This is a genomic window from Streptomyces sp. ISL-36, from assembly GCF_018614205.1.
Taxonomy (GTDB): domain Bacteria; phylum Actinomycetota; class Actinomycetes; order Streptomycetales; family Streptomycetaceae; genus Streptomyces.
The window spans coordinates 24,718-36,931 of the sequence record NZ_JAGGOS010000039.1 but is presented as its reverse complement, the minus strand read 5'-3'; the positions used below and the strand labels follow the sequence as shown (position 1 = coordinate 36,931).

Annotated in this window: 13 protein-coding genes and 1 pseudogene; 7 read left to right on the top strand and 7 right to left on the bottom strand. The window is 70.2% G+C overall.

Annotated features, from left to right (window positions below; translation table 11 throughout):
• The 4 genes and pseudogenes from J7E93_RS09925 to J7E93_RS09910 all read right to left on the bottom strand — a co-directional run.
• Positions 1–554, bottom strand: a pseudogene (locus J7E93_RS09925) (hypothetical protein); the annotation flags it as partial.
• A gap of 119 nt (positions 555–673) precedes the next feature.
• A complete protein-coding gene (locus tag J7E93_RS09920; RefSeq protein ID WP_215067511.1) occupies positions 674–1,666 on the bottom strand; it encodes an ABC transporter substrate-binding protein in 993 nt (330 codons plus the stop codon).
• Positions 1,659–2,360, bottom strand: a complete 702-nt coding sequence (locus tag J7E93_RS09915; protein ID WP_215067509.1) for an ABC transporter permease — start codon at positions 2,358–2,360, stop codon at positions 1,659–1,661. Before J7E93_RS09915 ends, J7E93_RS09920 begins: the two co-directional genes overlap by 8 nt.
• Position 2,361: 1 nt before the next feature.
• Positions 2,362–3,048 carry an ABC transporter permease gene (locus J7E93_RS09910; RefSeq protein WP_215067507.1) on the bottom strand — a complete coding sequence of 229 codons (687 nt, stop codon included), beginning with the start codon at positions 3,046–3,048 and terminating at the stop codon, positions 2,362–2,364.
• Positions 3,049–3,189: 141 nt separating this feature from the next.
• On the opposite strand from J7E93_RS09910, the gene J7E93_RS09905 reads away from it, so the two are divergent.
• Positions 3,190–4,365 carry an ABC transporter ATP-binding protein gene (locus tag J7E93_RS09905; protein WP_215067505.1) on the top strand — a complete coding sequence of 392 codons (1,176 nt, stop codon included), beginning with the start codon at positions 3,190–3,192 and terminating at the stop codon, positions 4,363–4,365.
• Here the strand turns inward: J7E93_RS09905 and J7E93_RS09900 are convergent.
• Positions 4,352–5,464, bottom strand: coding sequence for an esterase family protein (locus tag J7E93_RS09900; protein ID WP_215067503.1), 1,113 nt, complete (start codon positions 5,462–5,464; stop codon positions 4,352–4,354). The two genes, J7E93_RS09905 and J7E93_RS09900, sit on opposite strands and share 14 nt — an antisense overlap.
• A gap of 165 nt (positions 5,465–5,629) precedes the next feature.
• Between J7E93_RS09900 and J7E93_RS09895 the strand changes: the two genes are divergently transcribed.
• From J7E93_RS09895 to J7E93_RS09870, 6 genes are all read left to right on the top strand, one after another.
• Complete coding sequence (locus J7E93_RS09895) at positions 5,630–7,462, top strand: phosphatidylglycerol lysyltransferase domain-containing protein (RefSeq protein ID WP_215067501.1); 1,833 nt, start codon at positions 5,630–5,632, stop codon at positions 7,460–7,462.
• A 38-nt stretch (positions 7,463–7,500) separates the two neighbouring features.
• Positions 7,501–8,361: a dihydropteroate synthase gene (folP, locus tag J7E93_RS09890; RefSeq protein WP_215067499.1), complete on the top strand. Its 861-nt coding sequence runs from the start codon at positions 7,501–7,503 to the stop codon at positions 8,359–8,361.
• Positions 8,358–8,816 (top strand): nuclear transport factor 2 family protein, encoded by a 459-nt coding sequence (locus J7E93_RS09885; RefSeq protein WP_215067497.1) that lies wholly within the window; start codon positions 8,358–8,360, stop codon positions 8,814–8,816. The genes folP and J7E93_RS09885 overlap by 4 nt, the downstream gene beginning before the upstream one ends.
• A gap of 202 nt (positions 8,817–9,018) precedes the next feature.
• Positions 9,019–9,378 (top strand): dihydroneopterin aldolase, encoded by a 360-nt coding sequence (gene folB, locus J7E93_RS09880; RefSeq protein ID WP_158988273.1) that lies wholly within the window; start codon positions 9,019–9,021, stop codon positions 9,376–9,378.
• Entirely contained in the window at positions 9,375–9,974 is a 600-nt protein-coding gene (gene folK, locus J7E93_RS09875; RefSeq protein ID WP_308368208.1) for a 2-amino-4-hydroxy-6-hydroxymethyldihydropteridine diphosphokinase, read from the top strand. Before folB ends, folK begins: the two co-directional genes overlap by 4 nt.
• 57 nt (positions 9,975–10,031) lie before the next feature.
• Positions 10,032–10,517 (top strand): DUF3180 domain-containing protein, encoded by a 486-nt coding sequence (locus tag J7E93_RS09870; RefSeq protein WP_215067493.1) that lies wholly within the window; start codon positions 10,032–10,034, stop codon positions 10,515–10,517.
• A 9-nt stretch (positions 10,518–10,526) separates the two neighbouring features.
• Here J7E93_RS09870 and J7E93_RS09865 read toward each other — a convergent pair whose 3' ends face one another.
• Entirely contained in the window at positions 10,527–11,516 is a 990-nt protein-coding gene (locus tag J7E93_RS09865) for a hypothetical protein (RefSeq protein WP_251066314.1), read from the bottom strand.
• 70 nt (positions 11,517–11,586) lie between these two features.
• Positions 11,587–12,192 (bottom strand): GTP cyclohydrolase I FolE, encoded by a 606-nt coding sequence (gene folE / locus J7E93_RS09860; RefSeq protein WP_215067491.1) that lies wholly within the window; start codon positions 12,190–12,192, stop codon positions 11,587–11,589.
• Between the last annotated feature and the right edge of the window lie 22 nt (positions 12,193–12,214).

The window sequence follows — 12,214 nt, the reverse complement described above, 5'->3', positions numbered from 1 at the left end:
GCGGCGTTGCGCGCGAGGTTGCGCAGGGCGTCGGCGGCCTGGCGGTAGGCGTCGGGCGTCGGCGTGGAACCGGCGGCGGGCAGCGCCCTGGCCGGGGAGGTCGCCTCCAGGGCCAGCTGACGGCGGCCCTCCAGGGCGCTGGCCCGCTCGGTCTCGGCGGTGGCGTACCGGCGCAGCAGCTCGGCGTGCTCGCCGCGCAGTCCGGCGAGTTCGACCCGCTTGGCGCGCAGCTTCGCGTCGAGCTTGGCCCGCAGCTCGCGGGACTCCTCGAGATCGGCTTCGAGCTCGGCTATCCGCTCCTCGGTCTTCCACTGGTCCGCGGTCCGCGCCCGGGTCAGCTCGGCGACCTGCCGCCCGGCGCTCCGGTCCCAACTGCGCATGATGACGCCACCGGTGACGGCGGCCGCCGCGGCCGCGGCCACGAGCAGCCGCAGCACCACGGGATCGGCGAGCAGCCAGGCGCCCGCGGCACAGACGACCGAAGCTCCGGCGACCGTGGAAGGCGGCAGAAGCTTGTGCAGGGGAGGGGAATGGCGGTGGCGTCCACGTGGCATGGCCTGAAATTTACCGTGCGTAGGCGCCGTATGGGGCGTCGGCCCGGCAATCTCTTGGCCACTTCTCGCCATAGCGGCGGGGCCTCCGCCGGACCGGACCGACTCCCCTTACCCGACCCCTACTTCTTGACCAGCCCCTTCGACTCCAGATAGGCCTTCGCCACGTCCGCCGGCTTCGCCCGCTCGGCGTCCACCTTGCGGTTCAGTTCGGCGAGATCGGCCGTCGTCAGCACCTTTGTGATCTTGTCGAGCGCGGCGGCTATCTCCGGCGATCCGGCGTCCTTCGCATGGACGACCGGCAGCACATTGTCGGCGTTCTGCAGCTTCTTGTCGTCGGCGAGGAAGACCAGTCCGAAGCTCTCCACGGTCGCGTCCGTCGTGGTGGTCAGCACCAGTTGGTCCACGCCGTCCTTGACCGCCTGCTTCGACTGCGGCGTCCCGACGCCCTTGGGGTCGATGCCGGCCACGTCGATCCCATAGGTCTTCTTCAGACCCGGGGCGCAGAACGGCCGTATCTCGCATTCGTCACCAGCCGCGATCTTCACCTTCAGCTTGGCGCGGCCGAGATCGGAAAGCGTCTTCAGCTTGTTCTTCTCGGCGAATTCCTTCGACACCGCGAAGGCGTTCTGGTCGACGGCCTCGCCGACCGCCAGCACCTTCAGTCCACGCGGCTCGGCGAGCTTCTTCAGAGCCTCCACCGTCGCCGCCGCGTCACCGGAGGCGACCGGCTTCTCCTCGGGCGCCTTCGGGCCGTTCGCCTTGGCATTGAGGAATTCCGCGATCGTCGCCGCGTATTCCGGTACGACGTCGATCTCGCCCTTCTCCAGCGAGGGTTCGTACAACTCTCGGTTCTTCACCGTGGTGACGGTCGCGGAGTATCCGGCGTCGTTCAGCACCTGTGCGTAGAGCTCCGCGAGCACCTTGGACTCGGTGAACGCCGCCGCGCCCACGACCAGCGAGCCCTTCCCGGAGCCCTTCCCCGAGCCGCTCGCGCCGCCCGCCTTCCCCTCCTCCAGGCTGTCGCCGCCGCATGCGGCGAGGGAGACGGTCAGCGCCGCCATGCCCAATACCGCACCCGCGATACGCGAGGTCCTGCTCACGAGATCACCCATCCCAGTCGTCGTTCCGTCGTGTCGTGCCGTCGTGTCCCGCGCGCCGTCCGAGCAGCCGGTCCGCCCCCACCAGCGCGCCCTCCACCAGGAGGGCGAGCAGCGCCACGAGCAGCGCGCCCGCGACCACCTGCGGGGTGTTGTACGTGTTGAACCCGGCGGTGATGATCCGGCCGAGGCCTCCCTGGCCGACCATCGCCGCGATGGTCGCGGTGGCGACCACCTGGACGGCGGCCGAGCGCAGTCCGGTCATGACCAGCGGGCGGGCGAGCGGCAGTTCGACCCTGAGGAAGACCTGCCCGCCCGACATGCCCATCCCCCGCGCGGCCTCCACCACCGCCCGGTCCACCTCCCGCATCCCCACGTACGCGTTGGTGAGCAGCGGCGGCACCGCGAAGAGCACCAGCGCGATCACCGTGGGGACATAGCCGGCGTTGCGCAGCGGCGACACCATGAAGAGGGCCAGGACCGCGAAGACGGGGACCGCCCGCCCCGCGTTGGAGACGTTGATGGCGGTCGTGCCGCCCTTGCCGAGATGGCCGAGCCACAGCCCCAGCGGCAGCGCGACGGCGCAGGCCAGGAGCAGCGCCGTCCCGCTCACGTAGGTGTGCTCGGCGAGCCGGTGCCCCACCCCGCCGTCGCCCGACCAGTGGGCACCGGTGGTCAGCCAGCTCCAGGCGTCGGTCACGATCCCCATCTCACCCGCCCCCCGGCACGGTCCGTATGCGGGTCCACGGCGTGAGCAGCCGCTGCACGCCGAGGAGGAGCAGGTCGGCGACGACCGCCAGGAGCACGCACAGCACCGAGGCCGCGAGCACCTGGGCCTTGAAGAAGGTCGGCAGCGCGTCCTCGATCAGATTCCCCAGCCCGCCGCGTCCGACGATCGCGCCGACCGTCGTCAGCGCGATCGTGGAGACCGTCGCCATCCGTATCCCGGCCATCAGAGCGGGCAGCGCGAGGGGGAGTTCGACCTCCCACAGCAGCCGCGCGGGCCCGTACCCCATACCGCGCGCGGCCTCCCGCGCCTCGGCCGGCACCGCGTCCAGGCCCGCCAGGATGTTCCGTACGAGAATCGTCAGCGAATACAGCACGAGCCCGGTGACCACCAGCGCCGCCGAGAGACCGAAGAACGGCAGCAGCAGCGAGAACATGGCCAGGGACGGAATCGTGTAGAGCAGGGTCGTCAGGCCGAGCACCGGCCCGGCGAGGCGGGGGCGGGCCCGTACCAGCAGCGCGAGCGGAAAGGCGACGGCGAGTCCGATCAGGACCGACACGACGGTGATCCCCACGTGCTGGACCGTCGCGTCGGTCAACTCCTCGCCGCGGGTGCGCAGATACTCCCCGCAGATCCAGTCGTTCGTCACCAGACAGTTCGACGTGCTCATGTGCCCTCCCCCCGGGCGCCCGTACCTCCGAACGTATGTGTGGCGACCCTAACCCCCGCCACCGACAATCGCCGAGGACCGCCACCCTGCGGCAACACGCCCTTCACACACACCCGGCCGCCAGGAGCCAGAATGGGAGCCATGATCCGGTTCGAGCATGTGACCAAGCGGTACGCGGACGGCACCACCGCCGTCGACGACCTCTCCTTCGAGGTCGCCGAGGGTGAACTGGTCACCCTGGTCGGCCCGTCCGGCTGCGGAAAGACCACCACGATGAAGATGGTGAACCGGCTCGTCGAACCGACCGAGGGCCGCATCTTCCTGGACGGCGAGGACATATCCGCCGTCGACCCGGTCCAACTGCGCCGCCGCATCGGCTACGTCATCCAGCAGGTCGGCCTCTTCCCGCACCGGACGGTCCTCGACAACACCGCGACCGTCCCCCACCTGCTCGGCGTCTCCCGCGCCAGGGCCCGCGCCCGCGCCGCCGAACTCCTCGACCTCGTCGGCCTCGACCCCAAGACCTACGGCGCCCGCTACCCCGAGCAGCTCTCCGGCGGACAGCGCCAGCGCGTCGGCGTGGCCCGCGCCCTGGCCGCCGACCCGCCCGTGCTGCTGATGGACGAACCCTTCGGCGCCGTCGACCCTGTCGTCCGCGAGCACCTGCAGAACGAGTTCCTGCGCCTGCAGTCCCAGGTCCGCAAGACCGTCCTGCTCGTCACCCACGACCTGGAGGAGGCCGTCCGCCTCGGCGACCGCATCGCCGTCTACGGCCACGGGACGATCGAACAGTTCGACACACCCGCCACCGTGCTCGGCGCCCCCGCCACCCCGTACGTCGCCGACTTCGTCGGCGCGGACCGCAGCCTGAAGCGGCTCTCCGTCACCGCGGTGGACACCGCCGCCCTGGAGGAGGTCCCGGTCCTGCGCCGCCCCGGCACCAGCGCGAACAACGCCGACGCAGCCGGCGGCCTCACCACCCCCGGCGACCCGGCCACCGCCGGCGACGCCACCGTCCCGGGCGCCACCAGCGGCGACGCCCCCTGGTCCGTCGTCCTCGACACCGACGGCCGCGTCGCGGGCTGGATCACCGCGGACCAACCCGGCCGCACCCACCCGGCCCCCGAACCCGTCGCCCTCGGCGCCTCCCTCCGGGAGGCCCTGGCGGCACTCCTCCGGGACGACACCGGCTGGCTCCCCGTCACCGACCCCACCCAGGGCGGCCGCTACGCCGGCGTCCTCACCCCGGCCGGAATCCACCGCGCCCTGCGCCGGGCCGATCCCGCCGCCCCCCGGGAAGAACTCACTTCGCGCTGAGCCGCCCGCTCATCCACACCAGGCCCGGCGGGATCTCCCGGTTCCAGGTGTTGAAGTTGTGCCCCCCGCTGTCCAGCGTGATCGAGGAGACCCTCGCCGGGGCCTTCACCTTCTCGATGAAGTCGAGGGTCTCCTTCCGGTTCCCCTCCCCCTGCTTCGACGTCGTCACCAGGAACGACGACCTCCCCTGCGGCACGTGATCCAGGCTCCACAGCAGATTCGCCCGCTTGCGGGCCTTGCCGTCCCCATGGAAGAGATCACCGGTGGTCACGTCCTCCGCCGCCTTGTAGTACGCCGAGAAACCCGCCCCCGCCGCGAACCGGTCCGGATGGTGCAACGCGATCTTCAGCGCGCAGTAACCACCGGTCGAGTTCCCCATGAACCCCCAGTTCCGCGGCTTCCTCCCCACCCGGTACGTCTCCGAGACCGCCTTCGGCAGATCCTCCGCGAAGAACGTCTCGGTCTGCGGACCCCCGGGGACGTCCACGCACTCGGTGTCCCGGGGCGGCGCCACCGTCGGACGCAGCATCACCAGGATCATCGGCTGCATCTTCTTCTCCCTGGCCTGCAGGAAGGCCGTCTTCGGGTACTTCAGCCCCTTGAGAAGGTTCTCGGCCGTACCCGGATAGCCGGTCAGCACCACGGAAGCCGGAAAGGTGCTCTTCGCGTACTCCTCCTGGAAGTACTCCGGCGGCAGATACACATAGGCCGGCGAGTCGATCTTCGACTTCTCACCCGCGACGACGATCTTCTGGATCTGCCCGCCGACCGCCGGACGGCCGCCACCGGGCACGTCCAGCGCCTGCGTACCGACGACCTTGATGTCCTTCGAACCCGCCGCATGGTCCACGACCACCCCGAGGTCCTGCTCCTGACCGAACAGATCGGCCCAGGAACCGTAGAAGAGGAACGAGTTGTTCGCCGCGAGCCCCACCGAGGCGAACAGCGCGAACTGCGTCGCGAGCAGCAGCCCGATCCGCCCCAGGACGGCCCGCCAGCCACCGCGGGCGAGCCGTGGCCAGAGCCAGATCGTGGCGACGAACAGCACCACGGCCAGCGCGACGGCAAGGCCCAGGACAATGTTGCTGGTGAGACCCATGAGTCGTTCGAGCTTTCTTCCTTGAGAATTTCCTGTGAGCGAGTGAACCCGCATCCCCGCAGAGCCGTCCTAGAGGGAGCAAAACCTCCGGCACGGCCCGCCCCCGACCACCGCGCGGCCGCCGGACCACCAATCTCTCGCGGATCACGGGAAGCACGGGAAGCGATGTCTGTCACGGTAGATGGGGACAAATCACGATCGGTTCCGGATCGAGTACGCCGGATTCTGCGCGGACCTCGCCCCGAGAAGGTCCCCTCCCTCATCGGCACGGCCTGCACGCTCATCGGACTCATCGACATCGCGGCGGGCGTCTTCCCCCGCTTCCGCGCCAGCCGCATGCACGCGGTCGCCGAAGTCCTCCCCGGCACCCTCGGCCCGCTCTCCGCCGCCCTCTCCCTCAGCGCCGGCGTCCTGCTCCTCCTCCTCGCCCACGGCCTCAAGCGACACAAGCGCCGCGCCTGGCGCGCCGCCGTCGTCCTCCTCCCGCTCGGCGCCGCTGCCCAGTTCGTCTGGCGCCACTCCGTCCTCGGCGCCCTGCTCTCCCTCACCCTCCTCGCCCTGCTACTGCGCCACCGCGGCGAGTTCGCCGCCCTCCCCGACCCCCGCAGCCGCTGGAAAGCACTCGCCAACTTCGTCCTCATGGGCGCCGGATCCATCGCCCTCGGCCTCGTCGTCGTCAGCGCCCACCCCCGCCGCATCATCGGCAACCCCAGCCTCACGGACCGTCTGGAACACGTCCTCTACGGGCTCTTCGGCTTCGAAGGCCCCGTCGGCTACACCGGCAACGTCGACTGGACCGTCGGCTACTCCCTCGGCGCCCTCGGCATGCTGACCGCCCTCACCACCATCTACCTGGCCTTCCGCCCCGAACACCCGGCCGCCCGCCTCACCGAGGACGACGAGACCAAACTCCGCGCCCTCCTCGACAAGCACGGCGGCCGCGACTCCCTCGGCCACTTCGCACTCCGCCGCGACAAAGGCGTCGTCTTCTCCCCCAGCGGCAAGGCCGCCGTCTGCTACCGCGTCGTCTCCGGCGTCATGCTCGCCAGCGGCGACCCCATCGGCGACGTCGAAGCCTGGCCCGGCGCCATCGAACGCTTCATGGACGAGGCCAAAGCCCACTCCTGGACCCCCGCCGTCATGGGCTGCTCCGAAACCGGCGGCGAGGTCTGGACCCGCGAGACCGGCCTCGACGCCCTCGAACTGGGCGACGAGGCGGTGGTGGACGTCGCGGATTTCTCACTCTCCGGGCGCGCGATGCGCAACGTGCGCCAGATGGTGAAGCGAATCGAGCGCAACGGCTACACCACCCAGGTCCGGCGCGTCCGTGACCTCTCCGACGGCGAACTCGCACGCGTACGACGCGCCGCCGCCGACTGGCGCGGCACCGACACCGAACGCGGCTTCTCCATGGCCCTCGGCCGGATCGGCGAAGCGGGCGACGGCGACGCGGTCATAGCGACCGCCCACAAGGACGACCCCGACTCCCCCTACGGCGACCTCAAAGCGATCATCCACTTCGTACCCTGGGGCACCGACGGCATGTCCCTGGAACTGATGCGCCGCGACCGCTCCGCCGACCCCGGCATGAACGAGCTCCTCATCGTCGCCGCCCTCCAGGAATCCCCCCGACTCGGCATCGAACGCGTCTCGCTCAACTTCGCCATGTTCCGCGCGGCCCTCGCCCGCGGCGAGAAAATCGGCGCCGGCCCCGTCCTGCGGCTCTGGCGCGGACTGCTCGTCTTCCTCTCCCGCTGGTTCCAGATCGAGTCGCTGTACAAATTCAACGCCAAGTTCCGACCCCGCTGGGAACCCCGCTTCGTCGTCTACCGCAAGAGCCGTGACCTCCCCCGCATCGGCTTCGCCGCCATGCAGGCCGAGGGCTTCGTGAACCTCCAGCTCCCCCGCCCCTTCTCCCGCCGCCGCACCACGCCCCCGGCCCCCACCTGCGCCCACATCGGCCGCACCGACGACAGCCACGAGGTCCGCGCCGCCTGACCCGACCTCCCGGCCCAGGCACCCCCTAGGCTGGTCATATGAGTACGTTGAGCGGACGAGGCACGGCCTGGGGCCTGCCGGAGTGGGACCGCTGTGCGGTCATGGGCGTCGTCAACGTGACGCCGGACTCCTTCTCCGACGGCGGCCGCTGGTTCGACACCACGGCCGCGGTCAAACACGGGCTCGACCTGGTCGCCGAAGGCGCCGACCTCGTCGACGTCGGCGGCGAATCCACCCGCCCCGGCGCCAGCCGGGTCGACGAGGCCGAGGAACTGCGCCGCGTCGTCCCCGTCGTCCGCGACCTCGCCGCCGAAGGCGTCACCGTCTCGGTCGACACCATGCGCGCCTCCGTCGCCCACGCAGCCGTCGCGGCCGGAGCCACCCTCGTGAACGACGTCAGCGGCGGCCTCGCCGACCCCCAGATGGTCCCCGCCGTCGCCGCCGCCGAAGTCCCCTTCGTCGTCATGCACTGGCGCGGCTTCAGCAAGGACATGAACAGCCTCGCCGTGTACGACGACGTCGTCGGCGAAGTCCTCACCGAACTGCGCCACCGCATGGAGGCCGTCGTCGCAGGCGGCATCGCACCCGAGCGCATCGTCATCGACCCCGGCCTCGGCTTCGCCAAGCACGCCCCCCACGACCTCGCCCTCGTCGCCCACCTCGCCGACCTGCGCACCCTCGGCAGACCCCTGCTCGTGGCCGCCTCCCGCAAGCGCTTCCTCGGCCATGTCCTCGCCCACGACGGCGCCGCCCCGCCCCCCGCCCGCGAACGCGACGCGGCCACCGCCGCCGTCTCGGCCATCGCCGCCCACGAGGGCGCCTGGGCCGTCCGCGTCCACGAGGTCAGGGCCACCGCCGACGCCGTACGGGTCGCCAGAGCCGTCGAGGGAGCCGCGTGACCCACCAGACCGACACCGAAGCGGTCGAGGCCGCCAACACCGCCTTCTACGAGGCGATGGAACGCGGCGACTTCGAGGAGATCTCCACACTCTGGCTCGACGACGGCGCCACCCCCGTCTCCTGCGTCCACCCCGGCTGGCCGGTGCTCTCCGGACGCGGCGAGGTACTCCGCTCGTACGCCCTGATCATGGCGAACACCGAGTACATCCAGTTCTTCCTCACCGACGTGCAGATCTCCCTCGCCGGCGACGTCGCCGTCGTCACCTGCACCGAGAACATCCTCAGCGGCGGACCGGCCGAGGACGGGGCCGAGCTCGGTCCGCTCGTGGGCCAGCTCGTCGTCGCCACCAATGTGTTCCGCCGCACATTCGAGGGATGGCGGATCTGGTCCCACCACGGCTCCCCCGTCCTGACCGAATCCGACGAGGAGGAGGACGAGGAGCCCGGCGCCTGACGGGCTCCTGGGCCCTTTCGGGTGCATCCGGGGATTGGACCGGAAGACTCTGGGTAGGGGCCGCTCCCAGTGCCTGTGGCCCCCACCTCCCGCCCCCGTGGGCACGTGTTGTCGGTGCCCGCAGGTAGATTCGATGTGGGCAACGACGCCGACCGCACCCGGCTGCGTGCTCACAAGAACTACGACAGCAGGAGTGATTCGCGTGGATCGTGTCGCGCTGCGCGGCCTCAAGGCCCGAGGACACCACGGCGTCTTCCCCAAGGAACGCGAGGAAGGCCAGACCTTCATCGTGGACCTCGTCCTCGGCCTGGACACCCGCCCCGCGGCCGCCGACGACGACCTGACGAAAACCGTGCACTACGGAGTCGTCGCCGAGGAAGTCGTCGACGTGGTCCAGGGCGAGCCCGTGGACCTGATCGAGACCCTCGCCGAGCGGATCGCCCAGCAGTGCCTCAAGCACGCCGGCGTCCAGGAGGTCGAGGTCGTCGTCCACAAGCCGGACGCACCCATCACGGTCCCCTTCGACGACGTGACCATCACCATCACCCGGAGCCGAGTGTGAAAGCCACGCACAGCGACCCGACCGTGCAGCCCGTACCGGCCTCCGTCGTCGAGGCGGTCGACGCCGCCGACGTGACGCTCTCCAACCCCAAGTGGGCCGTCATCGCCCTCGGAGCCAACCTCGGCAACCGCCTGGAGACCCTCCAGGGCGCCATCGACGCCTTGGAGGACACCCCCGGCCTCCGGGTCAAGGCCGTCTCCGGCGTGTACGAGACAGAGCCCTGGGGCGTCGAGCCCGGCTCCCAGCCCTCGTACCTCAACGCGGTCGCCCTCGTGAAGACCACCCTGCCGCCCTCCTCCCTCCTGGAGCGGGCACACGCCGTCGAAGAGGCCTTCCACCGGATCCGCGAAGAGCGCTGGGGCGCCCGCACCATCGACGTCGACATCGTGGCCTACGCCGACGTGGTCTCCGACGACCCCGTCCTCACCCTCCCCCACCCCCGCGCCCACCAGCGGGCCTTCGTCCTGGCCCCCTGGCACGACGTGGACCCCGACGCCCAGCTGCCCGGCCACGGGACCGTCACGGACCTGCTCGCGGCGATCGGCCGCGAAGGAGTCGTGCCGCGTGGCGACCTGGAACTCCGTCTGCCCGAGTAGTCGTTAGTCTCGTCAGAGATCGACATCCCGCCCGGACGCAGAGACGAAGGACACCCGGTGAAACAACTGCGGCTCAAGGTGCTCGCCGGACTGTTCATCGTGGCCGGGATCCTGTCCTGGGGCGCCGCCCGGCTCTGGGACGCGATCGGCACCCTGCCGAGCGTGCCGCTCGCCGCGCCGATCGTGCTGGCGGCGATCGCGGTCGTCCTGACGGCGACGGCCCTCTCCCTCCGCTCCCGCCTCAAGGCCCAGCGCGAACGCCGGCCCGGCGCGAAGGGCGTGGAGCCGCTGATGGCGGCCCGCGCGGTGGTCTTCGGCCAGGCCAGCGCGCTGGTCGCCGCCCTGGTCTCCGGCATGTACGGCGGCGTCGGCGTCTTCCTGCTGGGCTCCCTCGACATCCCGTCCCGCCGCGACCAGGCGATCTACGCGGGCTTCTCGGTCCTTGCGGGCATCGGCGTGATCGCGGCGGCCCTGTTCCTGGAACGCGTCTGCAAGCTCCCCGAGGACGACGAGAACGGCAAGGGCACGGCACCGGCGTCCTGACGCCCCCTGTCACCAGGGTTCGCGCACGAGGTGCCCGTTCACCAGGAAGGTGGGGTGCGGTTCGAGCCGGTAGCTGTAGAACGTGAAGGGCTTGGCCCCGAGGGCAGGGCGGGGACGAACCTCACGGACCTGGACCCAAGAGGATTCCGGCGGGTCGAGGCGGTGCTGCTCGGCAACGAAGGTGCCCCGGCTCGCCCAGCGATTCGACACACAGAGCCGCGAGGCTCTCGTGGTCGACGGGGTGAACCGCGCTCCGATGATGGGAGCGATCTCGGCCAGGAACGCCACATTGGCGCTCACGATCACCCGCCCAGGCCAACCCTTGATGCGGCAACCGTCACCATCGATGTATCCGTCGAGGAAGCCGTCGAACGTGTCGATGTCCCGCAGGACCACACGAGGAAACCTTTGCCGCATGTGATGGGGGTCGCCTCCGACGTAGTGCCTCATGGCATCGGAGAGGTACGACGACACGACGCGTACTCGGTACCCCGGCAGGTCCCGCTTCAGATAGCCGGACGGCCGGATCACCGCTTCCAGGCGGGCAGGCAGACCTGTGCAGGCCGTCAGAGCGGTCGCGTACCGGGCCGCGAAGTCCTCCTCGTTGACGATCAGCGAGACGTAGTTCTTCCCGACGGTCCCGTCGGCGCACGTGGCCCCCACGAAGTAGCCGAACTCGTACCCCGGCCTGATCCTCAGCCGCTCCCGGCACAGTTTTCGCGCATACGTCCAGGCGACCGTCGCCCCCGCCGCATCTGCGGCGTGCGTCCACCCCTCCGGCGTGGCCAGCAGCAAGTCGGGGCTCGCCACGAAGGCCGCGTGCTCCGTGACCACCTCGACGGCATCGCGCCCCTTGATCGCGGTCACGCCCGCGACGATGGTCTGCGCCGTCCGGTCGCCGTCCAGCGTCCACATCGCTTGGCCGGGAACAACCGCCTTCGCCTGGGCGCAACCTTCGACGAGGTTCACCAGCTGCTTGCTGGAAAGCCCGTACCCCATACCGATCCCCCTCGATCAGTGATCAACTCCACTGATCGGGACCGTATGGGGCCATCCCGGCAACCCGCGACTAACGTGCCAATATCAGGGACATGGCCTCGGCTCGTGTAGTAGCGTCACGCAGTTGGCCACGTACCGCCGAGGTCGTCGTCTTCGCGCCCGGCTTACGGATGCCGCGCAGCGACATGCACATGTGCTCGGCCTCGATGACGACGATCGCGCCACGCGCCTCAAGGATCTCCATCAGGGAATCGGCGATCTGCGTCGTCAGCCGCTCCTGCACCTGCGGACGGCGGGCGAAGACGTCGACGAGGCGCGCCAGCTTCGACAGGCCGGTGATTTTGCCCGTTTCAGCCGGAATGTAACCAATGTGAGCTACGCCATGGAACGGTAGCAAATGATGCTCACATTGGGATGTCAGTTCGATATCCTTCATGAGCACCAGCTCGTCATGACCCAGGTCGAACGTCGTCGTCAGAACGTCCTCGGGCTTCTGCCACAGGCCCGCGAACAGCTCCCTGTAGGCCCGCGCCACCCGCGCCGGCGTCTCCCGCAGCCCCTCGCGGTCCGGGTCCTCACCGACCGCGATGAGGAGCTCTCGTACGGCGTTCTCGGCGCGCTTCTCGTCGAACTCGCCGATCTTGCCCTCGCCGTCCAGCGTCACCGGGTCGGTCATCTGTGCCTCGTTCCATCTGACT

Excerpts from the sequence above, each read along its gene's own strand:
- J7E93_RS09910 (WP_215067507.1), bottom strand. The coding sequence starts at position 3,048 with ATGAGCACGTCGAACTGTCTGGTGACGAACGACTGGATCTGCGGGGAG.
- J7E93_RS09915 (WP_215067509.1), bottom strand. The coding sequence starts at position 2,360 with ATGGGGATCGTGACCGACGCCTGGAGCTGGCTGACCACCGGTGCCCAC.
- J7E93_RS09905 (WP_215067505.1), top strand. The coding sequence starts at position 3,190 with ATGATCCGGTTCGAGCATGTGACCAAGCGGTACGCGGACGGCACCACC.
- folP (WP_215067499.1), top strand. The coding sequence starts at position 7,501 with ATGAGTACGTTGAGCGGACGAGGCACGGCCTGGGGCCTGCCGGAGTGG.
- J7E93_RS09865 (WP_251066314.1), bottom strand. The coding sequence starts at position 11,516 with ATGGGGTACGGGCTTTCCAGCAAGCAGCTGGTGAACCTCGTCGAAGGT.
- J7E93_RS09895 (WP_215067501.1), top strand. The coding sequence starts at position 5,630 with ATGTCTGTCACGGTAGATGGGGACAAATCACGATCGGTTCCGGATCGA.
- J7E93_RS09900 (WP_215067503.1), bottom strand. The coding sequence starts at position 5,464 with ATGGGTCTCACCAGCAACATTGTCCTGGGCCTTGCCGTCGCGCTGGCC.
- folE (WP_215067491.1), bottom strand. The coding sequence starts at position 12,192 with ATGACCGACCCGGTGACGCTGGACGGCGAGGGCAAGATCGGCGAGTTC.
- J7E93_RS09920 (WP_215067511.1), bottom strand. The coding sequence starts at position 1,666 with ATGGGTGATCTCGTGAGCAGGACCTCGCGTATCGCGGGTGCGGTATTG.